The sequence below is a fragment of the Reyranella sp. genome (genome assembly GCF_004297405.1).
Lineage (GTDB): Bacteria > Pseudomonadota > Alphaproteobacteria > Reyranellales > Reyranellaceae > Reyranella.
This window is the reverse complement of sequence record NZ_SCVC01000011.1, coordinates 149,686-173,643: the sequence shown is the minus strand read 5'-3', so window position 1 is coordinate 173,643 and position 23,958 is coordinate 149,686. Positions and strand designations below refer to the sequence as shown.

At 64.1% G+C, this 23,958-nt stretch carries 24 protein-coding genes; 12 read left to right on the top strand and 12 right to left on the bottom strand.

The window, feature by feature from the left end:
• Position 1: 1 nt before the first annotated feature.
• The 3 genes from EPO50_RS08685 to EPO50_RS08675 form a co-directional block, all read right to left on the bottom strand.
• Complete coding sequence (locus EPO50_RS08685) at positions 2-1,021, bottom strand: ABC transporter substrate-binding protein (protein WP_296342981.1); 1,020 nt, start codon at positions 1,019-1,021, stop codon at positions 2-4.
• Entirely contained in the window at positions 1,018-1,806 is a 789-nt protein-coding gene (locus EPO50_RS08680) for a YdcF family protein (RefSeq protein WP_296342980.1), read from the bottom strand. Before EPO50_RS08680 ends, EPO50_RS08685 begins: the two co-directional genes overlap by 4 nt.
• 173 nt (positions 1,807-1,979) lie before the next feature.
• The gene (locus EPO50_RS08675; protein WP_296342978.1) at positions 1,980-2,276 is read right to left on the bottom strand and encodes an HU family DNA-binding protein; all 297 of its coding nucleotides are present in this window, start codon (positions 2,274-2,276) and stop codon (positions 1,980-1,982) included.
• Positions 2,277-2,459: 183 nt separating this feature from the next.
• Between EPO50_RS08675 and EPO50_RS08670 the strand changes: the two genes are divergently transcribed.
• From EPO50_RS08670 to EPO50_RS08660, 3 genes are read left to right on the top strand one after another with little or no spacing between them, the layout of a single operon-like run.
• A complete protein-coding gene (locus EPO50_RS08670) occupies positions 2,460-3,356 on the top strand; it encodes a thioesterase family protein (protein ID WP_296342976.1) in 897 nt (298 codons plus the stop codon).
• An 11-nt stretch (positions 3,357-3,367) separates the two neighbouring features.
• Complete coding sequence (locus EPO50_RS08665) at positions 3,368-3,565, top strand: hypothetical protein (RefSeq protein ID WP_296342974.1); 198 nt, start codon at positions 3,368-3,370, stop codon at positions 3,563-3,565.
• Positions 3,562-4,977 (top strand): amidase, encoded by a 1,416-nt coding sequence (locus EPO50_RS08660; protein WP_296342972.1) that lies wholly within the window; start codon positions 3,562-3,564, stop codon positions 4,975-4,977. The genes EPO50_RS08665 and EPO50_RS08660 overlap by 4 nt, the downstream gene beginning before the upstream one ends.
• A gap of 11 nt (positions 4,978-4,988) precedes the next feature.
• Here EPO50_RS08660 and EPO50_RS08655 read toward each other — a convergent pair whose 3' ends face one another.
• Entirely contained in the window at positions 4,989-6,491 is a 1,503-nt protein-coding gene (locus tag EPO50_RS08655) for an aldehyde dehydrogenase family protein (RefSeq protein WP_296342970.1), read from the bottom strand.
• Between the two features lie 77 nt (positions 6,492-6,568).
• On the bottom strand, positions 6,569-7,018 hold the full coding sequence (locus EPO50_RS08650) for a VOC family protein (RefSeq protein WP_296342968.1): 450 nt from the start codon (positions 7,016-7,018) through the stop codon (positions 6,569-6,571).
• Between the two features lie 76 nt (positions 7,019-7,094).
• On the opposite strand from EPO50_RS08650, the gene EPO50_RS08645 reads away from it, so the two are divergent.
• Both EPO50_RS08645 and EPO50_RS08640 read left to right on the top strand, forming a co-directional pair.
• The gene (locus tag EPO50_RS08645) at positions 7,095-7,946 is read left to right on the top strand and encodes an amino acid ABC transporter substrate-binding protein (RefSeq protein ID WP_296342966.1); all 852 of its coding nucleotides are present in this window, start codon (positions 7,095-7,097) and stop codon (positions 7,944-7,946) included.
• 24 nt (positions 7,947-7,970) lie between these two features.
• On the top strand, positions 7,971-9,002 hold the full coding sequence (locus EPO50_RS08640) for an LLM class flavin-dependent oxidoreductase (protein WP_296342965.1): 1,032 nt from the start codon (positions 7,971-7,973) through the stop codon (positions 9,000-9,002).
• On the opposite strand, the gene EPO50_RS08635 is transcribed toward EPO50_RS08640, so the two are convergent.
• Positions 8,999-9,580: a hypothetical protein gene (locus EPO50_RS08635; RefSeq protein WP_296342963.1), complete on the bottom strand. Its 582-nt coding sequence runs from the start codon at positions 9,578-9,580 to the stop codon at positions 8,999-9,001. The two genes, EPO50_RS08640 and EPO50_RS08635, sit on opposite strands and share 4 nt — an antisense overlap.
• A gap of 11 nt (positions 9,581-9,591) precedes the next feature.
• A complete protein-coding gene (locus tag EPO50_RS08630; RefSeq protein WP_296342961.1) occupies positions 9,592-10,506 on the bottom strand; it encodes a D-2-hydroxyacid dehydrogenase in 915 nt (304 codons plus the stop codon).
• Positions 10,507-10,619: 113 nt separating this feature from the next.
• On the opposite strand from EPO50_RS08630, the gene EPO50_RS08625 reads away from it, so the two are divergent.
• From EPO50_RS08625 to EPO50_RS08600, 6 genes are all read left to right on the top strand, one after another.
• The gene (locus EPO50_RS08625; RefSeq protein WP_296342960.1) at positions 10,620-11,471 is read left to right on the top strand and encodes an aldolase/citrate lyase family protein; all 852 of its coding nucleotides are present in this window, start codon (positions 10,620-10,622) and stop codon (positions 11,469-11,471) included.
• Positions 11,472-11,478: 7 nt separating this feature from the next.
• On the top strand, positions 11,479-13,563 hold the full coding sequence (locus EPO50_RS08620) for a S9 family peptidase (protein ID WP_296342957.1): 2,085 nt from the start codon (positions 11,479-11,481) through the stop codon (positions 13,561-13,563).
• Positions 13,564-13,663: 100 nt separating this feature from the next.
• Positions 13,664-14,791 carry a TRAP transporter substrate-binding protein gene (locus tag EPO50_RS08615; protein WP_296342955.1) on the top strand — a complete coding sequence of 376 codons (1,128 nt, stop codon included), beginning with the start codon at positions 13,664-13,666 and terminating at the stop codon, positions 14,789-14,791.
• A 77-nt stretch (positions 14,792-14,868) separates the two neighbouring features.
• Positions 14,869-15,537, top strand: coding sequence for a TRAP transporter small permease subunit (locus tag EPO50_RS08610; protein ID WP_296342953.1), 669 nt, complete (start codon positions 14,869-14,871; stop codon positions 15,535-15,537).
• Positions 15,534-17,279, top strand: a complete 1,746-nt coding sequence (locus EPO50_RS08605; RefSeq protein WP_296342952.1) for a TRAP transporter large permease subunit — start codon at positions 15,534-15,536, stop codon at positions 17,277-17,279. The genes EPO50_RS08610 and EPO50_RS08605 overlap by 4 nt, the downstream gene beginning before the upstream one ends.
• Positions 17,280-17,299: 20 nt before the next feature.
• Positions 17,300-18,463, top strand: a complete 1,164-nt coding sequence (locus EPO50_RS08600; RefSeq protein ID WP_296342951.1) for a serine hydrolase — start codon at positions 17,300-17,302, stop codon at positions 18,461-18,463.
• 3 nt (positions 18,464-18,466) lie between these two features.
• On the opposite strand, the gene EPO50_RS08595 is transcribed toward EPO50_RS08600, so the two are convergent.
• Complete coding sequence (locus EPO50_RS08595) at positions 18,467-19,684, bottom strand: adenylate/guanylate cyclase domain-containing protein (protein WP_296342949.1); 1,218 nt, start codon at positions 19,682-19,684, stop codon at positions 18,467-18,469.
• A 79-nt stretch (positions 19,685-19,763) separates the two neighbouring features.
• Between EPO50_RS08595 and EPO50_RS08590 the strand changes: the two genes are divergently transcribed.
• Positions 19,764-20,555 carry a pentapeptide repeat-containing protein gene (locus EPO50_RS08590; protein WP_296342946.1) on the top strand — a complete coding sequence of 264 codons (792 nt, stop codon included), beginning with the start codon at positions 19,764-19,766 and terminating at the stop codon, positions 20,553-20,555.
• A gap of 3 nt (positions 20,556-20,558) precedes the next feature.
• Here EPO50_RS08590 and EPO50_RS08585 read toward each other — a convergent pair whose 3' ends face one another.
• The 4 genes from EPO50_RS08585 to EPO50_RS08570 are packed head-to-tail and all read right to left on the bottom strand — an operon-like array spanning position 20,559 to position 23,887.
• The gene (locus EPO50_RS08585; RefSeq protein ID WP_296342945.1) at positions 20,559-21,473 is read right to left on the bottom strand and encodes a polysaccharide deacetylase family protein; all 915 of its coding nucleotides are present in this window, start codon (positions 21,471-21,473) and stop codon (positions 20,559-20,561) included.
• Positions 21,474-21,475: 2 nt separating this feature from the next.
• The gene (locus EPO50_RS08580) at positions 21,476-22,318 is read right to left on the bottom strand and encodes a phytanoyl-CoA dioxygenase family protein (protein WP_296342943.1); all 843 of its coding nucleotides are present in this window, start codon (positions 22,316-22,318) and stop codon (positions 21,476-21,478) included.
• Entirely contained in the window at positions 22,318-23,079 is a 762-nt protein-coding gene (locus tag EPO50_RS08575) for an SDR family oxidoreductase (RefSeq protein WP_296342941.1), read from the bottom strand. The genes EPO50_RS08580 and EPO50_RS08575 overlap by 1 nt, the downstream gene beginning before the upstream one ends.
• A gap of 43 nt (positions 23,080-23,122) precedes the next feature.
• On the bottom strand, positions 23,123-23,887 hold the full coding sequence (locus EPO50_RS08570; protein WP_296343395.1) for a TerC family protein: 765 nt from the start codon (positions 23,885-23,887) through the stop codon (positions 23,123-23,125).
• Positions 23,888-23,958 lie beyond the last annotated feature (71 nt).

Sequence of the window (23,958 nt, the reverse complement as noted above, 5' to 3'; positions counted from 1 at the left end):
CCTACGGCTTTCCAATACCCTTGTTCACGAAATCGAGCGTGTAAGCCTTGGCAATATCCAGCCCCCTAGGCAGGACGTCGACCTCGACCATCGACTCATAAAAGCTCTTCCAGCGCGCGTCGCTCATGGCGCCGATGCCGCCGGTCAACGCGTCCCCCGACAGGACGATGCCGCGTTCGTTCAGCACCTTGATGGCGTACTGGATTCGATCGTCGGTCTGTTCGGGATTGGCCTTCTTGATCAGCGCATTGGCTGCCTCGATGGCCGGACCGCCCTTGAGATACTGCGCCCAGCCCACGAGCGTGGCATCGACGAAGCGCTGGATCAGGTCACGCTTCTCGCCTGCCAGCTTGCGCGAAATGGCGATGGTGGTCTGGTAAGCGCTGAATCCCGCGTCGGCGATCAGCAGCACCGGCGGCGCACGACCGAGCGCCTGGGCGATCGAATAGGGTTCCGACGACAGGAATCCCTGCTGCACGGCGTTCTTGTCGGCAAGGTAGGGCGCCATGTTGAAGGTGTAGGGCCGGAGCTGCTCGTTCTGCAGGTCGTACTTCTTGCGCAGGTAAGGCCAGTAGGTCACTCGGCCGCCGCTGCCGATCAGCAGAGTGCGCCCCTTGAGATCCGCGAAATCGTGGAAGCCGGTATCGGGATGGCCGATCAGGACCTGCGGATCCTTCTGGAAGATCGAGGCGATGGTGAAGAACGGCGCATCCTCGCGCACGTAGGTGAAGGCTTCGAAGCTGTTCGACATGGTCATGTCGACGCGGCCATTGAGCAGGAGCTGGCTGATGTTGAGGCTCGGGCCGCCCTGCCGCAGATCGCAGTCGATGCCGGCTTTGGCGTAGAGGCCGGCCGCGAGCGCCTGATAGTAGCCGCCATGCTCGGCCTGGGCCCGCCAGTCCGTCTGGAAGACGAGCTTGTCGCGTGTCTGCGCCCGGGAACGCCAGGCAAGCGGCAACAACAGCGGCCCGGCAGCCGCGAAGCCCAGTGCAGCGCGACGGTTGAGGCGGAACACAGTCATGGTTCGAGCCTCGCTCCGCGGCGATCGAAAGCAAGTGCGACGAGCTCGCGCAGCGCACGACCCGACCAGGCCATCGATCCGACATCTGGAATCCAGTTCTCCCAGGTGGCGCGCAGCTCTTCCGGCCGCCCCCAATCGGTTCCGTAGAAGGCCGCATCGAGCTTGGCCCGCTGCGACAGCTCGGCCACGCGCGGCACATGGAATGCCGAGGTGATGATGAGGACACGACCATCTTTGACGATGGCGCGCACGTTGTGGATGTTCTCGATGGTGTTGAGCGACTGGCCTTCCGAGACGATCGCCTTGTCGGGCACACCGAGGTCGATCAGGAAGCGGCGCATCGCTTCGGCTTCGCTGGTCGCCGGCCCGCCCTGCTGGTTGTTCAAGGAACCGCCGCTCACGATGACCGTCGGAGCGACGCCGGCATGGTAGAAGCGCGCCGCCTGCCAGACCCGGTCGGCCGCCTCCGTCAGATCCGGCTCCATCAACTGCGGCGGTGCTGCCGGTGCGACGGCACCGCCCAACACGACGATCGCGTCGTAGCAGCAGGCCGGCGAGGCCGTCACGATGCGGCGTGTCCTGGCTTCGAGCGATTCGACCAGCGCGTCGGTCACTGGCGGAAACGACATCACGATGTTCTGCGCAATGGCGAGACCCAGAATGATGTGAGCAAGCCGACGCCACCCGATGAGGGTCAGCAACAGCCAGAGCACCACCCCGACCGCAAGCGATGCCGGCGGCAGGCTGAGAAGAACAATTGTCTTGAGGAAGATGAAGGTGCTCATGCCGGACTGCGCTGCGCTCCGGCTATACTAGACCAGTCCGCGACGCGCCTGCCAAAGCATGAGACTGGTGCCGCTCTGCGATGACCTCACGAGGGCGAAAGCGGCAGAAGACAAAAAGAAGGGCGGGTCCGGCATTGCCGAAACCCGCCCGATCTTTCCCCGTCAGGAACGAGTTAGATCGCTTCTTTGAGATCCTTCGCGACGCGGAAGGCAACCTTCTTCGACGCCTTGATCTTGATCGCTTCGCCGGTGGCCGGGTTACGGCCCATACGCGCCGGACGATGGCGGACCTGGAGGATGCCGAGGCCCGTGATGCGGACCTTGTTGCCCTTCTTCAGGTGACGCACGACCAGGCTGACGAACTCGTCGAGGGTGCCAGTAGCGTCCTTCTTGGTCATGCCGGTCTTCTCGGCGAGCTCAGCCGCGACCTTCGAAAGCGGCACGGTAGGAACTGAGGGTTTGGTAGCCATGTTGAGGGGTCCCTTGCATTTTTCGTTTCGCCAACGGCCTCCTGACGCCCCAGGGCGGCGTTGACGGGCCAAGGTTATCCACGAATCGATCCCCCGCAAGGGCGGAATGCACGAAAAATGTCGATTCTTGGGGCTTTTTCGGCCATTTGAGCAGTCATCCACAGACTGCAGAGAGAGCGTAGCGTGTCGAGCCCTGGCCTGATCCCGACTTTCAGCACTGCCGTGAACACCTGGCAGTGCGATGAAAACAACCATCTGAATGTCCAGTTTTACACAGAGTTCGGCCACGAGGCGTCGTCCCATCTGCTGGCAAGCCTTGGCTTCGGACCGCGGGCACAGCGCGCGGCAGGCATCGCCACCAGCGTCGTCGACGATCACGTTCGCTACCTACGCGAGTTCCGGGTCGTGGAACCAGTCGAGGTTCATTCGGCGCCTGTCGAAGTCGGCGAACGCCATCTCGTCGCCTATCACGAGGTGCGTAATCCCGCCGGTGGCCACATCGCGGCAACGATCCGCCGTCGCATCACAGCGGCCGAGCCCTGGCCCGCCGAGGTGCGCGCTCGCGCCGAAGCCGCTAGGGTGGAACTGCCCGCCGCCGCAAAGCCGCGCAGCGTGGGCAAGCTCGACTTGCCCGATCTTTCGCTCTCGACCGCCTCGCAGACCGGGTTGATCGAGGTCGGTCGTACCCAGATCACGCCCGACGAATGCGACGAGAACGGCGAGTTCCTGCCGCGCCACCAGTTCGGCCGTTATTCGGACGGTGCGCCGGTCCTCTGGAACCATCTCGGCTTCGATCGCGCAGCGATGCAGGATCGCCAGGAGGGTTCCGTGGTGGTCGAGATGCTGAATCACTATCGCCGCCCCTTGCGTGCTGGCGACCTGATGGTGACGATGAGCGGCCTCGCCGACTTCACCGACAAGATCCTGACCTTCACGCATTTCCTGTTCGAGACCGAGAGCGGCACGCTTGCTGCTTGCGCCGAAGCGGTCGGCATGAAGTTCGACCAGAAGATCAGGAAGATCATGACCTTCTCGGAAGAGGATCGCGCGCGGCTCGGCGAACGTAAGCTGAAGCTTTGAGGAGAAGGCGGATGGACGACAGAACCCGCACTGTTGCCGGCATTGCGTCCGGCCTTCAGGGACTGAAGTACGACGACAAGCGCCTGGCCGAGCTCGCTGCCGAGCTGCAAGTGCTGAACGATGCCGTGCGGGAAGCAGCGACCAGATACCTGGCTTTCGACGATGAGCCCGCCGCCTTTGCGAGCCTGATGGCGCGGGAAGCGAAATGAGCGCCCGTGATCTCGCCCTGCAGGATCTCAGCACCGTTGCCGATGCGATTGCCTCTGGAAAGACGACATCGGTCGCGGCGACCGAAGCGTGCCTCGACCGCATCGAGACCTGGCAGCCGAAAACCAACGCCTTTCTTCGATTGAATGGAGAGAAGGCGCTGGAGCGGGCGCGGGCGCTGGACAAGGAGATCGCGGCCGGCCAGCGGAGGAGTGCGCTGCATGGTGTGCCCATGGCGCACAAGGACATGTACTACCGCAAGGGCGAACTCTCGACCGGCGGCAGCGCCATCCGCCGCGATTGGCAGGCGCCCACGACAGCCACCGTGTTGCAGCGGCTCGATGCAGCCGGCGTCGTCGAACTGGGCTTCCTCAACATGGCGGAGTTCGCGGCGGGTCCGACCGGCCACAATGTTCATCACGGCCATTGCCGCAATCCGTGGGACGCGACGCGCATCACAGGCGGCAGTTCGAGCGGCTCCGGCGCCTCGGTGGCCGCACGCATGGTCTATGGCGCGTTGGGTTCAGATACCGGCGGCTCCATCCGGCTGCCGGCCGCCGCCTGCGGCGTGGTCGGGATGAAGGCGACCTACGGGCGGGTGAGTCGCGCCGGCGCGCTGGCCCGCTCCTGGAGCCTGGACCATGTCGGCCCGCTGACCCGCACGGCGCGCGACAATGCACGCGTGCTGGCCGTCATCGCCGGTCATGATCCGGACGATTCGACGACCAGCGAGAAGCCCGTGCCGGACTATGAGAGGCTGCTTCAGGGTGGCGTCTCCGGGCTCAAAATCGGATTGGCGCTGCCCGAAGCGCTCGTGCCGATCGACGCCCAGGTCGGCGCCGCAGTGCAAGCCGCCGCCGACGCATTGGGAAACCAGGGTGCCAAAATATCGACAGCGAAGATTCCCGACTTCACTGCGCTCTATCGCGCTGCGGAGGTGATCGTGAAGTCGGAGGCTGCCGCCATGCACCGGCCATGGATGGAAGCAAACGAGCCGTACGCCAACCAGGTGCGCACGCGCATGGAGGCGGGCTTCTTCATTCCGGCGACGCAGTACATCGATGCCCTTCGCCTGCGCGCTCACTTCGTGCGCGAGTTTCTTGGCACTGCGATGACCGACGTCGATGCAGTGTTGTTGCCGGCCATCCCCTTCCCGATTCCGACGATCGCAGAGACAGATGTCGAAGCCTCGGGTGGGCCGGCGACGCTCGCCATGGTCGCGCGCTTCACCGGACTGACCCGCCCCTTCAACACGCTCGGCATCCCGGCTCTGTCGTTGCCTTGCGGTTTCGACAGCAACGGCGCGCCGATCGGCCTGCAGCTCATCGGGCGGCCCTTCGACGAGGCTATGCTCTATCGGATCAGTCACGCCTATCAAGGCGCGACCGACCATCATCTCAAAGTGCCGGCGTAGTCTTCACCGCGTCAGACGGCCAGGTTAACCGTCACGCTCTTGCGCTGGGTGAAGCTGTCGAGCATGCCCTCGAGCGAGAACTCGCGACCGAGGCCGCTCTGCTTGAAGCCGCCGTAGGACATGCCGGGAGACTGACCGCCGCCCTGGTTGACCTGCACCCACCCCGATTCGATCGCGTGCGCAGCGCGCAGGCCGCGGCCGATATCGTGCGTCCACACATAGGCTGCGAGGCCGTAGTGGCTGTCGTTGGCCATGCGGATCGCCTCGGCCTCGTCGCTCCAGCGGATCGCCACCAGCACCGGTCCGAAGATCTCTTCACGTGCCAACCGCCAGTCGTTGGAGCGGTCGGCGAACACGGTCGGCACGGCGAAGTAGCCTTCGCTCAACGGACCGGTCTTGGGCGGCAGGCCACCGAACACCAGCTTGGCGTCCGACCGCTTCAGCCCCTCGTCGACATACTTGCAGACCTTGGTGAACTGCTTGTTGTTGATGATGGTGCCGATGTCGCTCGCCTCGTCGAGCGGATCGCCGATCTTGAGGGCCGAAGTCTTCTTCTCGAGCTTCTTGAGGAAGGAATCGAAAATGTCCTCGTGCAAAAACAGGCGCGAGCCCGCCGTGCAGCTCTGGCTCTGCCGCGTGAAGCGCATGGCGTTGATGATGCCGTCGACCGCCCAATCCTCGTCGGCGTCGGGATAGACCAGCGACGGGCTCTTGCCGCCGAGTTCCAGCGACACCGGCACGATGCGCTCGGCTGCGGCGCGCATGATCACCTTGCCGACGTCGGTCGAGCCAGTGAAGGAGAGCTTGCGTACCTTGGGATGGTTCGCGAGCGGACCACCGCATTCCTCGCCATAGCCGGTCACCACGTTCAGCACGCCGGGCGGCAGGAATTCCTGGCAGATGTCGGCCATCAGCAGCACGCCCATCGGTGCATCTTCGGCCGCCTTCATCACCAGCACGTTGCCGGCGCAGAGCGCGGGAGCGATCTTGAGCGCGCCCAGCATGACCGGCGCATTCCACGGGATGATGGCGCCGACGATGCCGATCGGTTCGCGGCGCGTGTAGGAAAGCACGTGTTCGCCGAGCGGCACTGTCTCGCCCTTGAGCTCTGACGCGAGACCACCGAAGTAGCGGAAAATGTCGGCCGCGAGCTTGGCCTCGCCGCGCGCCTGGGTGCGCAGCGCGTTGCCGGTCTCGAGCGCGATGGTGCGTGCCATCTCCTCGGAGCGCACTTCCATGGCCTCTGCGATCTTGAGCAGCAGCTTGCCGCGTTCGCGCGGTACGACGTTCTTCCAGGCCGGAAAGGCCTTGTCGGCCGCCGCGACCGCGGCCTCGACATCGGCCGCCGCCGCGCGCGGCACCTCGGCCACGAGCGAGCGATTGCCAGGATTCTCGATGGCGATGCGCTGGCCCGACGCGCTGCCGACCCACTTGCCGCCGATCAGCATGCCCTTGGGTTGATAGGTGCCGGAGGGCTGGGCAAGGGGCTTAGTCTGGGTCGCTGTCGTCGACATGTTGGTCCTCCGGTTACGAAAACGGCCGGGAGTTTGGCGCGCAGCCCAGGAGGCGACAAGGCCGCCATAAGCGGCATTTACGCCTTCTTTTTCCTGGAGGAAGCGGGCTTCCGGCGACGCTTGGCCGTCAGCTCGCCGTATTTCATGCCTTCGAGCTTCAGCCCATCGGGATCGAGGAAGAAGACGGCATAGTAATCCTCGTAATATTCGCCGGCGGGATCGACGATGCGCACGCCCTGGCCTTCGAGATAGGCCTGCAGCGCATCGACATCCTTCCGGTTGCGCAGCTCGAAGGCGTAATGGTGAAAGCCGACATCGCCGATGCGATGTGTCTTGCGCCCCTCGGCGGTCGCGATCCAGAAGCGCGTCTTGCCGTTGGTCCAACCGATGGTGCTGCCATAGTCCTCCGACAGCTCGAAGCCAAGGAAGGCAAAGAGGCCTGCGTAGAATTTCTTCGATTTTTCGTAATCGCTGACCCGGACTGAGATGTGATCGATGCCGACGACACGAGACGTGGGACGAGGCATGGCGATTCTCCGGTTTTCCAGTGGTCACAACGGATCGAATATCGGATTGTTGCCCCTCATCGAGAGGGGATCATCCATGAAGGCGTTGCTGAACGGACTTGTGCTGGCGTCGGGCCTTGTCGTGGCCACAGGCACCGCATGGGCTGGTACCCTCGACGATATCGCCAAGAACGGCGTCCTGCGCGCCGCCTATCGTGAGGATGCCGCACCCTTCGCGTACAAAGCCGCTAACGGGCAGCCCAAGGGCTTCATGGTCGATCTCTGCGAGGCTGTCGCCAAGAGCCTCGCCCAACAGCTCAAGAAGCCCGGCATCAAGGTCGAGTTCGTGCCCGTCACCACGGAGAACCGCCTCGATGCGATCCGCCAGAGCAAGGCCGACCTGCTCTGCGACTCGCTCACCGAAACGTTGGACCGGCGTGCCCAGGTTGATTTCTCGATCGCGACTTTCGTCGACGGAACCAGCTTCGCCATTCGTAACGACGGCCCGCGCGACATCCAGCAACTCGGTGGCAAGAAGGTCGGTGCGGTCGCCGGCACCCTGACCGAGGAAGCGCTGCGGCGCAGCCTCGCCGCTGTGCACGTCCAGGCCCAGATCGTCCCCTTCACGGATTTCCAGCAGGCGATGACGGCCCTCGAAAAGGGTGAGATTTCGGCCTACTTCGCCGGCAAGGCGATGCTCACGGCCATGATCAAGGATCACAAGGATGCGTCGCACATCCTGCTCGCCAGCACCTATCTCAGCATCGAGCCTTTCGCGCTGGCGATGCGGCTGGGCGATGGTGATTTCCGCCTCGCGGTGGATCGTGCGTTGAGCCGCATCTACCGCTCCGGCGAGATCGCGACGATCTTCAGCAAGAATTTCGGCGTCAATGCGCAGCCGACACCACAACTCCAGTCGCTCTACATGATCTCGGCCTTGCCGGAATAGGATCGACGCCCCACTTTGCCGTCGATGTCCCGCCCGTTCCGTCTTTCCGTCCTCGACCAGTCCATTGCCGTCGCCGGACGGCCGCACGACCAGTCAATCCGCAACACCGTTGCCCTGGCCCAGCATTGCGAGACGCTGGGCTACGAGCGCTTCTGGGTCTCCGAGCACCACAATCATCCGACCATCGTCGGCACGGCGCCGGAGATCGTGATGGCGGCCATCGCCGCCACGACCGAACGCATCCGCATCGGCAGCGCCGGCATCATGCTGCCGCACTACTCGCCGTTCAAAGTGGCCGAGGTGTTCCGCGTGCTCGATGCTCTTGCGCCCGGCCGCATCGATCTCGGGCTCGGCCGTGCGCCGGGCTCCGATGGCCGCACGGCCTTCGCCCTGAACCCCGCCGCCAACGAACGGCCCGAGCATTTTCCCGCCGATGTGCGCGACCTGATCGCCTGGGTGCACAACGAGCCGCTGGTTGATCGTCACCCCTTCGCCGCGGTGAAGGCGTTCCCGCAAGGCGACACGGCACCGGAAGTCTGGATCCTGGGCAGCTCCGATTACGGCGCGCAGGTCGCCGCGCTGTTCGGCCTGCCCTACTGCTACGCCTGGTTCTTCAGCGATGGCGCCGGTGGTGAACGCGCGATCGATCTCTACAAGCGCAGCTATCGTCCCGGCGCCCGCCACCCCGAGCCGCGCTCGGGCCTCTGCGTCTGGGCGCTGGCGGCCGAGACGATGGACGAGGCGCAATACCATTTCACGTCGCGTGCCCTCTCGCGCATCCAGCGCGACAAGGGCGTGATGGGGCCGCTGCTGTCGCCCAACGAGGCGGCGAACGTCGTGAAAACGCTCGCGCCTTATGAGCAAGCCAAGCTCGAACAGTTCCGCAAGGATTCCTTCGTCGGTACCGGCCCCGAAGTCGCCGCCCGCATCACAGAGTTGAAGGAACGGGTCGGCGTCGACGAGATGGCCGTCGTGACATGGACGCACGACGAGGAGGTGCGGCGGCAGAGCTATGCCCTGCTCGCCCAAGCCTACGGCTTCGCTCCCGCGCGTTAGCGCGTCTCGGTCCAGCTCTCCGAGAAGGCCAGCGCTGAGGTGCTGAAAGGACGGCCTTCACGATCGCGCGGCCAGGGTTTGCCGCGGGCCTGTTGGCCGTTCAGCGTCAACCGCCCGGACAGCGCCGGCACCAGCACGGTGCAGACGCCGTAGGGCCTGGGGTTCGGCGCCTGGTTGGGCTCGGTGTGGATCAGCAGCGGATCGCCGATATCGTGCCAGGTGAGCGAGATCTCGGCGTCGGCGGCCGAGACATACTCGGTCCAGTAGTAGCGCGGGTCGCCGGCCTTGCTGAAGTCGGCGTCGATCACCGGGATCGAGGTATCCTTCAGTTCGGCATTGAGCATGCCCTGCACCGTCTGCTGCAGCCAGCGCGCCATGGCGATGTTGTCGGAGTAGATGCGCCACTTGTTCTCGGTCATCTCGCTCTTGAGATAGAGCACATGGCCCGGCCCGGCCGGACAGAACAGGATGCGCCAGTAGCTCGCATCCGTGGAGTTGGGATCGCCATCCTTCTCACTCAGTCGCAGGAACGGATTCTCGCCGGTGAGGATGACGCGATGCGGATCGGCTACGGGCATTTCCTGTCTCCCTAGAGTACCTGGTTGCGTAAGGTCTTCTCGCCGCGCCACAGGCGGTCGAGGTTTTCCATCAGAATATCGAGCACATTGTCTTCGTAGGCCCGCGTCTCACCGGCCGTGTGCGGCGTGATGAAGACATTGGGCATGGTCCAGAGCGGCGACGCAGTAGGCAGGGGTTCGTCGGCCGTGACATCGAGCGCCGCCGCCCAGATTTTGTTGCCCTGCATCGTCTTGATGAGAGCCTCTTCGTCCGCGACCTTGCCGCGCGCTACGTTGACGAACACCGATGACGGCTTCATGGCGGCAAAGGCCGCCGCGCTCATCAGGCCGGTGGTCTCCGGCGTGAGTGCGCAGGTCAGCGCTACGAAATCGGCCTGCGGGACGAGCTTCACGAGATCGCCCATGCCGTGGATTTCATCGGCGCCGTTGGTGCCGGCCTTGGGATCGCGCCGGATGCCGACCACCTTCATGTCGAAGGCCTTGGCGAGCTTGGCGAGGTGGCTGCCGATGCGGCCCATGCCGACCACCAGCAGGGTCTTGCCGCCGAGTTCGTCTTCGCGCTGCGTCAGGTCGCCCAGCATGCCGCGCCAGACCTTCTTGCGCTGATTGTCGCGCGCTTCAGGCAGGCGCCGCGCGATCGCCAGGATCAGCGCGAGGGCGTGCTCGGCCACGGCGCGTGCATTGACGCCGGCGGCGCTGGCCAGCCGGATGCCCTTGGCGCCAAGCAGTTCCTTGGAATACTGGTCCATGCCCGAGCTGATGGACTGGATGAACTTCAGCTTGCCGGCATGCGGGATCAGGTCGTTCTTCCACATGCCCGAGGCCAGCACCACGTCGGCCTCGCCGATGCGCTTCACCAGATCGTCATAGGCACGGACCTCGAAGCACTTGATGCCGGTCTTGCGCAGCTCGAACCGATCCATCATCCGGTATGCTGCGTGTGCAAAACAGATGGTCAGATTTTCTTTCGACGGAAACATGGAACTCCCCCTACACGAGGTGCCACACTAGCGCGAACAACCGCCCCGGGGGAAACGCCATGCGTCGCAATATTCTTCGTGAACGTCTCAACGCCGGCGAGCCGACCGTCGGCACGCACATTCTCTCGGCCTGGCCGACCCTGGTGGAGCTGATCGGTCACTCCAAGCAATACGATTACGTCGAGTTCACCGCCGAATATGCGCCGTTCACGATGCACGATCTCGACAATCTCGGCCGCGCCTTCGAGCTCATGAACATGGCCGGCATGATCAAGATCGAGCAGACGCAATATACCCATCAGGCGATGAGGGCGATTGGCTCGGGCTTCCAGAGCGTGCTCTTCGCCGACATCCGCTCGGTCGAGGATGCCAAGGTCGCCGTCGATGCCGTGCGCGCCGAGACGACGATGGCCAAAGGCGTGCGGGGCCGCGGACGGCTGGGCGTGGGCATGCGCCGCGACGTCGGCACCGTCCGGGAAGGCGGCACGCCCGCCTATGTCGACGCGCTGGACGAGGTCGTGATCGCCATCATGGTCGAGAAGAAGTCGTGCGTGGACGATCTCGATGCCGTCCTCTCGGTGCCGGGGATCGACATGGTCCAGTTCGGCGCCTCCGACTTCTCCATGAGCATCGGCAAGACCGGTCAGTATGCCGACGCCGAAGTTCTGGCCGCGGAGAAGAAGACGATCGAAACGGCACTGAAGAAGGGTCTCCATCCGCGAGTCGAGCTGCGCGACCCGAGCCAGGCCGGCAAGTATCTCGACATGGGTGTGAAGCATTTCTGCATCGGCTGGGATGTCCGCATTCTGGCCGACTGGTGGGACAGCAAGGGTGCGGAAATGCGCGGCCTGCTCGACGGCAAGGCCGCCGCGCCGGTGAAAGCGCCTGCCAAAGCCGGCAACTACGCCTGAGAGACGAATGAACAAACCGCCGATCGCGCCGCGGCGCCCCTCGCCGCGCGCCCTCCATGGGATCACCGTCGAAGACGACTATGCCTGGCTGAAGGACGAGAAGTGGCAGGAGGTTCTGCGCGATCCGTCGCTCCTCGATCCCGACATCCGCGCCTATCTCGAGGCCGAGAACCAGTACACCGAAGCGCTGCTGGCCCCGACTCAGGACCTGCAGAAGGTCCTGGTCGCGGAGATGCGCGGCCGCATCAAGGAAGACGATTCCGGCGTGCCGACACCGGACGGTCCCTTCGCCTATCTCTGGAAGTTCCGCGAGGGCGGCCAGCACGAGCAGATCGGCCGCACGGCGCGCAACGGCGGCGACATGCAGACCATCCTCGATGGCGACGCGCTGGCCAAGGCGTCCGACTATTTCAAGTTCGGCGGCACGCGCCACTCACCGGACCATCGGCTCGTCGCGTGGAGCGCCGACCTGCGCGGCTCCGAATTCTTCACCCTGCGCGTGCGCCGCTGGGACACCGGCGAAGACCTGCCCGATACGCTGGAACAAACCGGCGGCCGGATCGTCTGGGGACGTGACTCCTCGTTCTTCTATTACGTCCAGGTCGACGACAGTCACCGGCCGCTGAAGGTCTTTCGCCATCGCCTCGGCACGCCGCAGGACGACGATGTCCTCGTCTACGAAGAGAAAGACGTCGGCTGGTTCACTCATATCGAGGAAAGCCCGAGCGGCCGCTTTTGCGTGATCGCGGGTGGTGACCACGACACGACCGAGCAGCACCTGCTCGATCTCTCCACACCGGACGCGACGCCGCGCCTGATCGCGCCGCGACAGAAAGGTGTTCGCTACAGCGTCGCCGATCGTGGCGAGGAGCTCTTCATCCTCACCAACGAAGGCGACGCCATCGACTTCCGCATCGCCACCGCGCCGCTCGCAATGCCCGGCCGCGCGAACTGGCAGGAGCTGATCCCGCACCGGCCTGGCGTCTACATCCTCGGCATGGAGCTGTTCGCCGGCCATCTCGTGCGGCTGGAGCGGTCGAACGCCCTGCCTTCGATCGTGATCCGCGAACTCGACAGGGGCGGCGAGCATGTCATCGCCTTCGACGAAGCCGCCTACTCTCTCGACATGGCAGGTGGCTTCGAGTTCGACACGACGACGCTGCGCTTCGTCTATTCGTCGATGACTACGCCGGCCGAGGTCTATGATTACGATATGGCGAGCCGCGAGCGCACCTTGCGCAAACGCCAGCAGATCCCCTCTGGTCATGATCCCGCCGACTACGCGACGACGCGCATCCTCGCGCGATCACACGATGGCGCAGAAGTACCGGTGTCGATCCTGCATCGCCGCGATTTCAAGAAGGACGGCAGCGCGCCGCTGCTGCTCTATGGCTACGGCTCCTACGGCATGGCCATGCCGGCGTCGTTCTCGGCCAACCGGCTGTCGCTGGTCGATCGCGGCTTCGTCTATGCCATCGCCCATATCCGCGGCGGCTCTGACAAGGGTTGGTCGTGGTATCTCGACGGCAAGCGGGAGAAGAAGACCAACACATTCGACGATTTCGCCGCCGCCGGGCGTGCACTCATCGTGGGTGGCTACACCTCGGCCAAGCGCATCGTCGGACACGGTGGCAGCGCTGGCGGCATGCTGATGGGCGCGGTCGCCAACCGGGCTGGGGAACTGTTCGCCGGCATCGTGGCCGAAGTGCCCTTCGTCGATGTGCTGAACACGATGCTGGACGACAAGCTGCCGCTGACGCCACCGGAGTGGCCCGAGTGGGGCAACCCCATCACCGACGAAGCGGCGTTCCGTTACATCCTCTCCTATTCGCCCTACGACAATGTTGCAGCCCGGGACTATCCGGCAATTCTGGCCATGGCCGGGCTCACCGATCCGCGCGTCACCTACTGGGAACCGGCCAAATGGGTCGCCCGGCTACGCGCCACCATGATCGGCGGTGGACCGGTCCTGCTGCGCACCAACATGGGCGCCGGTCATGGCGGATCGTCAGGGCGGTTCAACCGGCTCGACGAGATGGCGATCGTCTATGCCTTTGCGCTGCGAACGGTCGGCCTCACCGCGTCACCATGATGTGACGCGCCGCGATTCAGCTAGACAGAACTTCAACTAAAGGTTCATCCTAACTGCATCAATGCATCGGCACGCAGAAGCCGAGCACAGGAGGAAACCAATGTCTAAAGGTGAGGAATCACGCCGCAAGTTTTTGAAGGGAGCCGCCGTTGCAACGGCAGCGACCGTTGCAGCCCCTGCAATCGTCAAGGCGCAGGGGCCGATCAGCATGCGTTGGCAGAGTACGTGGCCATCCAAGGACATCTTTCACGAGTTCGCCCTCGACTTCGCCAAGAAGATTAACGACATGACCGGCGGTGACCTCAAGATCGAGGTCCTGCCCGCGGGTGCCGTCGTGCCGGCCTTCGGCCTGCTCGAAGCCGTGTCGAAGGGCACGCTCGATGGTGGCCACGGCGTGCTGGTCTATCACTACGGCAAGCAGACGGCGCTGGCGCTGTGGGGCTCGGGTCCGGGCTACGCCATGGACGCCAACATGCTGATGGCCTGGCACAAGTATGGCGGCGGCAAGGAACTGCTCGAGAAGCTCTACGCCTCGATCGGCGCCAACGTCGTGTCGTTTCCCTATGGCCCGATGCCGACACAGCCGCTGGGCTGGTTCAAGAAGCCGGTTGCCAAGGTCGAGGACCTGCAGGGCCTGAAGTTCCGTACTGTCGGCATTTCGATCGACGTGTTCCAGGGGATGGGCGCAGCGGTCAACGCGCTGCCCGGCGGTGAAATCGTCTCGGCGATGGATCGCGGCCTGCTCGACGCGGCGGAATTCAACAACGCCTCGTCGGACCGCCTCCTGGGCTTCGCCGACGTGTCGAAGATCTGCATGCTGCAGAGCTACCATCAGAACGCCGAGCAGTTCGAGATCATGTTCAACAAGGACAAGTACAACGCCCTGCCGGAGAAGCTGCGGGCGATCATCGCCAACGGCGTGGAAGCTGCCTCGCAGGACATGCAATGGAAGGCGATCGACCGCTATTCAAAGGACTATGTGGAACTGCAGACCAAGGACAAGGTCCGCTTCTACAAGACGCCCGATGCCGTGCTGAAGCGCCAGCTCGAGGTCTATGACGACGTGGTCGCCAAGAAGTCGGCGGAGAACGCGCTGTTCAAGGAAATCGCGCAGTCTCAGGTCGCGTTCGCTAAGCGCGCGACGCAGTGGGAGCAGGATACGGTGGTCAACCGCAGGATGGCATTCGACCACTATTTCGGCCCGCAGGCCAAGCCGATCCGGCTCTAGGCCAGACCGACTGAAATTGCGGGGCACCGCCCGGAGAACCGGACGGTGCCTCGCCCATTTGAACTATAGTGTCTTGCATGACGGTCGAACGCTTCCTGCACACCATCGACGGCATCAGCACCTGGGTCGGCAAGGCGGCCGCCTGGCTGATCATTGCGCTGATGGCCGTGGTCTGCCTCGAAGTTTTCAAGCGTTACATCCTCAATGCGCCGACTGCCTGGATCTTCGACCTCAACAACATGCTCTACGGCTCGTTGTTCATGCTGTGCGGCGCCTATGCGTTGGCGCAGAACGCCCACGTACGCGGCGACTTCCTCTACAGCTCGATGCGGCCACGCACCCAGGCGACGCTCGACCTGATCCTCTACTTCGTCTTCTTCTTTCCCGGCATCGCCGCCCTCCTCTACGCCGGCTGGGAATATGCCGGTGATTCCTGGCGCATTCGCGAGCACTCCAACGTCACTGCCGATGGACCGCCGGTCTATCACTTCAAGACCATCATCCCGATTGCCGGCGCGTTCGTGCTGCTGCAGGGCGTCGCCGAAGTGGTGCGTTGCATCGTCTGCCTGAAGACCGGTGTCTGGCCGGCACGGCTGAAGGACGTGAGCGAGATCGACGTCGTCGAGGAGCAGCTCGCCCACTCGGAGTATGTCGACGACGACGCCCGCCAGCTCGCCATCGCACGGGCGGCACAGATCGACGAAGCGGCACGCCAGCGCGGCATGGGCGGAGACAACAAGATATGAGCGATCCCGCCCTCGGCCTGCTGATGCTGGGTCTCATCGTGGTCGTGATCATGATGGGCTTCGCGACGGCCTTCACCCTGATGGGACTGGGCATCTTCTTCGGCTTCATCGCCTTCTACGATCCCACGCAGTCCTGGGCCGACAACAAGGTGTTCGCCCTGATGGTCCAGCGCACCTACGGCGCCATGACCAACGACGTGCTGATCTCCATCCCGCTCTTCGTGCTGATGGGCTACGTGATGGAACGCGGCGCGCTCGTCGACAAGATGTTCTATTCGATCCAGCTCGCCTTCCGCCGCGTACCGGCGGCGCTTGCCGTGGCAACGCTGATCGTTTGCACCTTCTGGGGCATCGCCAGCGGCCTCGTCGGCGCCGTCGTGGTCCTGATGGGCGTCATCGCCATGAATCCCATGCTGCGAGCTGGCTATGACGTGAAGCTCGCCGCGGGCGTCATCACGGCCGGTGGCACCCTGGGCATTCTGATCCCGCCCTCGGTGATGATCATCGTCTACGCCGCGGTGGCCGGCCAGTCGGTCGTCAAGCTCTACGCGGCGGCGATGTTCCCCGGCTTCTTCCTGGCGCTTCTCTATCTCGTCTATGTCCTGGGCTGGGCCACGATCAATCCCCGCGTTGCCCCCAAGCTGCCCGAAGAACAGACAAGGGTACCGGTGCCGAGCTGGGTCGAGCGCCTGCAGGCGGCCTATTCGCGCAACATGCTGGTCGGTCTCGCCCGGGCGCTGATCGCACCGGCTCGCGGACGGGGCATCGAGGCAGACGGCAAGCCGCTGGGCTATCTCGGCATCGCCTATAACTTCGTCGTGGCGCTGGTGCCCCTGCTGGTGGCAGCAGTCACGCTGGGCGGCGCCTGGTGGTACGTTGTCATCCACAAGAAGACCATCGATGCGCCGGAAGCGGCCGGGCTGCAGCCCCTCGGTGGCGCGGCCGCCGTTGCGGAAGCAGCGCCTGGCGAGGCCGGCCCATCGAACGCTTTCTACATCTGGTTCGCCATCATCGCCGCGCTGACCTTGCTCGCGGTGTTGCGCTACTACTGGCGTATGGATGCAGCACGTTTCACCGTGCTGAAGCTCCTTACCGCTTCGGTCATGCCGCTCGGCATCCTGACCGCGGTCGTGCTGGCAGTGATCCTGTTCGGTATCACGACAGCCACCGAGTCGGCCGCCGTCGGCGCCGCCGGCGCCTTCCTGCTTGCCTTCCAGGCTCGCACGCTCGACTGGAAGCGCACCAAGGAGGCCGTGTTCCTGACCGCCAAGACGACGGCAATGGTCTGCTGGCTGTTCGTCGGCTCCGCGCTCTTCTCGGCTGTCTTCGCTATTCTCGGCGGCCAGGGACTCGTCGAACGCTGGGCGCTGTCGCTCAACCTGACGCCGCTTCAGTTCATGATCCTGTCGCAGGCCATCATCTTCATATTGGGTTGGCCGCTGGAATGGACGGAGATCATCATCATCTTCGTGCCGATCTTCCTGCCGCTCCTGAAGCACTACAACATCGACCCGATCCTGTGGGGCACCCTGGTGTTCGTGAACCTCCAGGCCGCGTTCCTGTCGCCGCCAGTCGCGATGTCGGCTTTCTATCTCAAGGGCGTGTCGCCGCCGCATGTGACGATCAACCAAATATTTGGCGGCATGATGCCCTACATGCTGATCGTCATCGTTTGCATGGTGATCATGTACGTGTGGCCGGGCATGACGCTCTGGCTGCCGAACTATCTCTACGGGGGCTGAGTTCAAGAGGAGGAAACGCCATGAAGGCACAGGCTGACAAAGTTCTGAAAGAGGCGGTCGCCAGGGGCGACGTACCCGGCGTGGTGGCCGTCGCGACCGACCGCAAGGGACAGACCTACGAAGGCGGCTTCGGCAAGCGCGTGCTGGGCGACGCCGCCGAGATGACGCCCGATACCGTCGGCTGGATCGCTTCCATGACCAAGGCGGTGACCGGCGCCGCTGCCATGCAGCAGGTCGAACGCGGCAAACTAGGCCTCGACACACCAGCCAAGGCTGTCCTGCCTGCCCTTGGCGACGTGAGTGTGCTCGAAGGCTTCGATTCCGGCGGCAAGCCCAAGATGCGCAAGGCCAAGCGCGACATCACCTTGCGCCACCTGCTCACCCACACGGCGGGTTTCGGTTACGACATTTGGAATGCCGATCTCGCTAAATATCAGGAGAGCGAGGGCGTGCCGGGAATCATCTCCTGCCAGGACAAGGCACTGACCACGCCGCTGCTCTTCGATCCGGGTGAGCGCTGGTACTACGGCATCAACATCGACTGGGCGGGCAAGATGGTTGAGGCAGCGGCCGGCAAGAAGCTCGGCCAGGTGCTGCGCGACGATCTGCTGGGCCCGCTCGGCATGAACGACACGGCCTTCCATATCTCCGACGGCATGCGCAAGCGGATGGCCAAGATCCATCACCGTGGCCCCGACGGCGCGCTGACGGCCGATCCGGCGCTGGAAATCCCGCAGGAGCCGGAGTTCGAGATGGGTGGCGGTGGTCTCTATTCGACGGCCGGCGACTATCTCAAGTTCGTGCGCATGATGCTGAACGAGGGCAAGGCGGACAACGGCAAGGCCGTGATGAAGCCCGAGACCGTGGCGACCATGTCGAAGAATGCCATGGGCGAGTCGCGCGTGACCTTGCTGAAGACAGCGGCGCCCCCCTTCTCGAACGATGCCGAATTCTTCCCCGGCCTCGACAAGCAGTGGGGCCTCTCCTTCATGATCAACAATGAGGAAGCACCAACCGGCCGCTCCGCCGGTGGGCTCGCCTGGGCCGGCCTTGCCAACACCTACTACTGGATCGACCAGAAGAAGGGCGTCGGCGGCGTCTACATCACGCAGATCCTGCCCTTCGCCGACGTGAAGTCACTGCCGCTGTTCTACGCCTTCGAAAGCGCTGTGTACGGCAAGTAAAGATCAGGCAAGACCGAACAGCTCGGTCTCCTCGCGAACGCCACGCAGGCGATGATGGCCGAGCGAGACCAGCCGGTCACGGCTCGAGGTCGCGGCCTCGGCGAAGGCCCGCGACATCAGGAGCGGGCGGCCGAGCGGTTGGCATAGCGCCTCGATGCGCGACGCTTCGTTGACGGCGGGGCCGATCACCGTGAAGTCGAGCCGCGTATCGCTGCCGACATTGCCGTAGAGCACCTTGCCGATATGCAGCGAGACATCGAGCCCAGCAGCCGACTGGCCGTCTGTGCGCCGGCCCCTATTTATCCGCTCGATGAGCGCCAGCGCTTCGGTCGCCGCTTCCAGCGCATCGGCGCAGACGGCGGCACGCTGGTCGAGCACGACGCCGAAGGCCGCCAGCAACCCGTCGCCCATGAATTTCAGCACCTCGCCGCCATGCCTGACGACCGGCTGGACCATGCAGCCGAAATAATCGTCGAGCAGCAGGATCAGGTCTCGACCGGGCATCGTATCGGCGAGCGCGGTGAAGCCCTGCAGATCGGCGAGAAGCAGCACCGCCTCGACACTCTGGACCTCGCCGCGTAGCACGGTGCCGGCCAGCACGCGGCTCGCCGGATCGTTGCCGAGATAGGCCGCCAGCAGGCCATGGCTGATGGCCCGCGCTGTCGCAGCCTTCGCGGCGACGGCGAAGACGGGAACCGCCTGCCTGAGCTCAGCGGCATCCTCCATGCGATAGCCGCCCGGCCGTCTCGTCGCTGCAGAAACCACCAGCCATGCCGACTCGGCATGCTCGACGTCGGTCGCGCCGCCGATCCGTGGCGAAAGCTCACCGAACGGCAGGACCCAGCCCATCCATTCGGTTGTTCCCGCAGCGCGCAGTTCCTCGAAAACCGGCAAGTTGGGCACGTCGGCCCCCGTATCGAACCGGTAGTGCTGTTCGGTCAGACCGTCGCGCAGCATAGCCGCGAACGGGCTCTGCCGGACCAGAAGCGAATCGATCTCCTCATGCGCAAACTCGAAATGCCTGGTGACCTGATGGCCGCGATCCCAGATCAGACTGCGCGCCCGCATCATGGGATGCAGCGTGTTCATGCCAACGAAAAGGCGTTCGACCTCCAGGCCAGCCTCGTTCAGGCGGCGACCGAAGCCATCGATCATGTCCTCCAGCGGCATGTTGCGCAGGCCCGCCTGGGCCAGCCACCCGGCGAGCGGCAGGGAATTCATCGACAGGACACTCCACGCAGAAGCAGGACGAACATAGCCGAAGCCGCTACAAAGACAGCCCCTCGATGAGGACTTTCCGATGACAAATGCCGATCCTGCACGCAAGCCGCTTCGCCAGGACGAGCTGACGGACGTGGCGGCGACGGACCGCGCCTTCCAGGGAGTGGCCTTTACCTCCGAGGTAACATTCGACGACCTCGACCTCTCGGAGTGCCGCTTCGAGGGCTGCACCTTCGACCTGCCGGCCATCCGCGGCGCCGATTTTTCCGGGGCGCAGTTCAAGGATTGCCGCTTTTCACCCGGCCGGTTTGCCAGTTGCAAGTTCCCCGGCGCCCGGTTTCAGGCCACCAGCTTTTTCGACACCGACCAGAAGAAGGGATGCACCTTCGCCTTCTGCGATCTGCGGGACGTCGAAGCGGAGAAGTGCAACTTCGCGGTCGGCGCGTTCGAACGCTGCGACATGCACGACTTCCGGGCCAGGGAGTGCAGCTTCCGCGGGGTGCGCTTTCACGCTTCCACGTTCACCAAGGCCGTCTCGAAGCGGGTGATCATCACGCGGGCACGTTTCGAGGCTTGCAACTTCACCTTCACCGACTTCTCCGGCGTGTCGCTCGAAACCTGCAAGTTCCAGACCTGCAAGTTTCTCGACACAGCCCTGTTCGACGTCAATCTCACCGACGCGATCCTGCGCGATTGCTCACTCGAAAAGGTCGAATGGGAACGAGCCAACCTGACCCGCGCCGATCTTCGGGGCACGACGATTTCCGGACTGAACCTCGTCGTGCTCTCCGGCTATGCCGGGCTGATGATCGGCGAGAGCCAGCAAACGGAACTTCTCGAACAGCTGGGCGTCATCGTCAGCCCCGAGTAGGGTCTAGGCCGGCGGCGGCACCATCGTGCCTTTGGGCAACGCCGCGCAATGATCGTAGATGTCCGAGGGCCGGGTGAACCAGACCTTGTCCTTCTGCGGGTGGTTGGCGATGTGCTGCAGCGCCTCGCGCAGCATGCGCAGCCGATAGGGCTGCCCCACGATCATCGTGTGCAGGGCAATGCCGCAGACCAGCGGCTGCTTGGCCGACTGGTGCAGCAGCTCCTCGAACTGGCCGATGATGAAGTCGCGGAACTGTTCGGGCGTGTGGTGGCGCACCAGTACCTGCGGGCTGTCGTTGATTTCGATCGGATAGGGCACGCTCATCAGCGGGCCCGAGCGTGTCTTCATCCAGAGCGGTTGGTCGTCGGCGGGCCAGTCCATCAGGAAGTCGAAGCCCACCTCCTTGAGGAGATCCGGCGTCCAGCGCGTCGAAGCCATCCAGGGCGCCATCCAGCCACGGGGCCGCTTGCCGCTCGCCTTCTCGATGGCGTCGCGTACTTCTTCGAGGAAGCGCTTCTCGTCGGCCTCCCACATATGGCCATGCCGTTCGGCATTGGTGCGGCCATGCCCAATGAATTCATCGCCGCGCGCCTTCAGGGCATCGACGATCTGCGGCGCATAGTCGAACACAGTGGTGTTGATCAAATGCGCGGCCGGCAGATTGAGTTCGTCGAACAGGTCGAGGCAGCGCCACACACCGACGCGGTTACCGTAGTCGCGCCAGGCAAAGGTTCGCGGATCAGGCGGCGGATTGGCGACCGTGAGCAGATGTCCCTCGCCCGCTCCAAACGCAAAATGCTCGATGTTGAGGCCGAGATAGACGGCCAGCCGTTTACCCTCGGGCCAAGAATAGTCTTTGCGTTCAGTGATGGGCGAATAGGCGTAGCGGTCGTGATACGGCAGACGAATCGTGTGCATGGCTACCTCTTGACGACCGCTACTTTGTTCTCGGTTTCATTGGCGTTCATGGCCCGGAAGCGCGCGACGGCGTCGGCATGGAAAGCGCGTTCTTCCGCGCCAGCTTCCTGCGTCGGACGACGCTCGTCGTCGAAGTGCCGGTACTTGTCCTCGCCACGCACCAGCATCGCTGTCACCCGGGTGGCCGAAGTGCAGCGCGCCCAGGTCGGGATATAGCTGATGCCGAGCCCGATGCGCCGATCGTTGGATCGGTTGGGCCGTGAATTGTGGACGAGATGCGTATGGTGCAGCGAGAACTGGCCCGCCTTCACCGGCATGAAGGCTGTCTTCATACGATCGACGTCGACCGCCAGTTCCTGACCGCGCGACAACAGGTTTTCGGGATCCTGCATCTCCGCGTGCGGGAGCTGGCCGAGCTTGTGCGAGCCCGGCACGACCTCCATGCAACCCGCCTCGACAGGCGCGTCGGTGAGCGCCACCCACGCGGTGACATGACAGGCCGGCTCCAGCGCAAAATATGTCGCGTCCTGGTGCCAGCTCACATAGGCACCGGAGCCGGCGTCTTTGGGCCACACCGTGAGATGGAACAGCCGGATATCGGGTCCGATCAGATCCTCCACGGCATCCAGCACCTCGGGCGCGTGCACGATCTCGTCGACCCAGGGGAAGAGGAGATGCGGCTTGAAGTTGTGGCCGCGCGTCATTTTCTGGCCCTGTGCCCGCTCGAAGGCCTCGAGCCTGTCACGCCAGGCGCACGTCCGCTCCGTCGAAAAAGCATCGACGGGACAGACATAGCCGTCGCGTTCGTACTGGGCGATCTGTTGGGCAGAGAGCTTCCGGGGCATCAGTGCGCCGTCCAGCCGCCGTCGATGAACAGCAGCGTGCCGGTGACAAAGGACGAGTCGTCGCTTGCCAGGAAGAGCGCGGCGCGAGCCACTTCCTCCGGCTTGCCGATGCGGCCCATCGGGTGACGCTGCTTCCAGAAGGCACGCATCGCCTCGGGGTCGGCGTAGCGCTTCAGCGAACGGACCGGCATAGGCGTATCGATGACACCCGGCATCAACGCGTTGACGCGGATACCCTGCGCCGCATGGTCGACCGCCATGGTCTTGGTGAAAGAAGCGATGGCGCCTTTGGAAGCGACATAGGCGGCGTTGCGGCCCGGGCTCGACTGCGCGAGCTGCGATCCCACCGTGACGATCGCGCCCGAACCGGCAGCAATCATCGGCTGGATGGCATGATGGATCCAGAGATAGGTGCCCTTGACGTTGATGTCGAAGGTGCGGTCCCAGGTGGCCTCGTCGACGGTGTCGACCGTGCCGCCCAATGAAACACCGGCCGCTGTCATCAACACATCGATCCGGCCCCACTGCTCCATGACATGGGCAACGCCACCTCGCACCTGCTCCGCACGGCTGACATCGGCGGCGATGGCAAGCGCATGGCCACCCTCGCTTTCGATTTCCGCCGCGACATCGAGGATGCCGGCCTCGTCGAGATCGACCAGCGCCACACGGGCACCCTCGGCGGCGAACAGACGGGCGGAAGCGGCGCCGATGCCCGACGCGGCTCCCGTCACGATGGCAATACGATTCTCGAGCTTCATGCGGCGAGCTTAGCGCGTCGCCGCTCGGTCTGTCAGCGTGCCGTCAGCGGGGGCGTTTGCGCAGCGGACGCCTGCGCTGCGCACGTCGCGCCAGCATGTTCAGGGCCTCGATCAACCCCGAGAAAGCCATGGCGGCGTAGATGTAGCCCTTGGGTACATGGACGCCCATGCCGTCGGCAATCAGCGTGGCACCGATCATCAGCAGGAACCCCAGTGCCAGCATCACGATCGTGGGATTGTGGCCAATGAAGCGCGCCAGCGGATCGGCCGCGAGCAGCATCATCCCGACCGCAATGACGACCGCGATCACCATGATCGGAATGTCGTCGGTCATGCCGACCGCAGTGATGATGCTGTCGAGCGAGAAGACCAGGTCGAGGATCAGGATCTGGCCGATGACACCGGCGACCGTCGCGCGGACAACCGTACCGCCAGTATCGGCGTCGGCTTCGCGCTCTTCCTCGGCCGTGACATGGTCGTGAATCTCGCTGGTCGCCTTGTAGATCAGGAACAGGCCACCTGCGATCAGGATCAGGTCACGCCAGGAAAAACCATGACCGAACAGGGAGAATATCGGCGTCGTAAGCTGCACGATGAAAGCGACGCCGCTCAACAGGCCGAGCCGCAGGAATACGGCAAGACCGATGCCAATCCGCCGGGTGCTCGATCTCTTTTCCTCCGGCAGCTTGTTGGTCAGGATCGAGATGAAGATCAGGTTGTCGATGCCCAGCACGACTTCCATGATCACCAGGGTGGCCAAAGCGGCCCAGGCATGTGGATCGCGGGCGAGGACGAGGAGTTCTTCCATCATCTCCTAACCATAAGACATTGCTGCCAACGGCCAAGAGACCTTTCCTTTACGAAGCCGAACCGCTAAGC

What these genes read in the sequence shown, in the direction of transcription:
- EPO50_RS08640 (WP_296342965.1), top strand. Translation starts at nt 7,971, where the DNA reads ATGTCCCGCCCGTTCCGTCTTTCCGTCCTCGACCAGTCCATTGCCGTC.
- EPO50_RS08675 (WP_296342978.1), bottom strand. Translation starts at nt 2,276, where the DNA reads ATGGCTACCAAACCCTCAGTTCCTACCGTGCCGCTTTCGAAGGTCGCG.
- EPO50_RS08585 (WP_296342945.1), bottom strand. Translation starts at nt 21,473, where the DNA reads ATGCACACGATTCGTCTGCCGTATCACGACCGCTACGCCTATTCGCCC.
- EPO50_RS08630 (WP_296342961.1), bottom strand. Translation starts at nt 10,506, where the DNA reads ATGATGGATCGGTTCGAGCTGCGCAAGACCGGCATCAAGTGCTTCGAG.
- EPO50_RS08590 (WP_296342946.1), top strand. Translation starts at nt 19,764, where the DNA reads ATGACAAATGCCGATCCTGCACGCAAGCCGCTTCGCCAGGACGAGCTG.
- EPO50_RS08575 (WP_296342941.1), bottom strand. Translation starts at nt 23,079, where the DNA reads ATGAAGCTCGAGAATCGTATTGCCATCGTGACGGGAGCCGCGTCGGGC.
- EPO50_RS08665 (WP_296342974.1), top strand. Translation starts at nt 3,368, where the DNA reads ATGGACGACAGAACCCGCACTGTTGCCGGCATTGCGTCCGGCCTTCAG.
- EPO50_RS08610 (WP_296342953.1), top strand. Translation starts at nt 14,869, where the DNA reads ATGACGGTCGAACGCTTCCTGCACACCATCGACGGCATCAGCACCTGG.
- EPO50_RS08645 (WP_296342966.1), top strand. Translation starts at nt 7,095, where the DNA reads ATGAAGGCGTTGCTGAACGGACTTGTGCTGGCGTCGGGCCTTGTCGTG.
- EPO50_RS08600 (WP_296342951.1), top strand. Translation starts at nt 17,300, where the DNA reads ATGAAGGCACAGGCTGACAAAGTTCTGAAAGAGGCGGTCGCCAGGGGC.
- EPO50_RS08655 (WP_296342970.1), bottom strand. Translation starts at nt 6,491, where the DNA reads ATGTCGACGACAGCGACCCAGACTAAGCCCCTTGCCCAGCCCTCCGGC.
- EPO50_RS08570 (WP_296343395.1), bottom strand. Translation starts at nt 23,887, where the DNA reads ATGGAAGAACTCCTCGTCCTCGCCCGCGATCCACATGCCTGGGCCGCT.
- EPO50_RS08680 (WP_296342980.1), bottom strand. Translation starts at nt 1,806, where the DNA reads ATGAGCACCTTCATCTTCCTCAAGACAATTGTTCTTCTCAGCCTGCCG.
- EPO50_RS08580 (WP_296342943.1), bottom strand. Translation starts at nt 22,318, where the DNA reads ATGCCCCGGAAGCTCTCTGCCCAACAGATCGCCCAGTACGAACGCGAC.
- EPO50_RS08635 (WP_296342963.1), bottom strand. Translation starts at nt 9,580, where the DNA reads ATGCCCGTAGCCGATCCGCATCGCGTCATCCTCACCGGCGAGAATCCG.
- EPO50_RS08595 (WP_296342949.1), bottom strand. Translation starts at nt 19,684, where the DNA reads ATGAATTCCCTGCCGCTCGCCGGGTGGCTGGCCCAGGCGGGCCTGCGC.
- EPO50_RS08625 (WP_296342960.1), top strand. Translation starts at nt 10,620, where the DNA reads ATGCGTCGCAATATTCTTCGTGAACGTCTCAACGCCGGCGAGCCGACC.
- EPO50_RS08685 (WP_296342981.1), bottom strand. Translation starts at nt 1,021, where the DNA reads ATGACTGTGTTCCGCCTCAACCGTCGCGCTGCACTGGGCTTCGCGGCT.
- EPO50_RS08650 (WP_296342968.1), bottom strand. Translation starts at nt 7,018, where the DNA reads ATGCCTCGTCCCACGTCTCGTGTCGTCGGCATCGATCACATCTCAGTC.
- EPO50_RS08660 (WP_296342972.1), top strand. Translation starts at nt 3,562, where the DNA reads ATGAGCGCCCGTGATCTCGCCCTGCAGGATCTCAGCACCGTTGCCGAT.
- EPO50_RS08620 (WP_296342957.1), top strand. Translation starts at nt 11,479, where the DNA reads ATGAACAAACCGCCGATCGCGCCGCGGCGCCCCTCGCCGCGCGCCCTC.
- EPO50_RS08615 (WP_296342955.1), top strand. Translation starts at nt 13,664, where the DNA reads ATGTCTAAAGGTGAGGAATCACGCCGCAAGTTTTTGAAGGGAGCCGCC.
- EPO50_RS08605 (WP_296342952.1), top strand. Translation starts at nt 15,534, where the DNA reads ATGAGCGATCCCGCCCTCGGCCTGCTGATGCTGGGTCTCATCGTGGTC.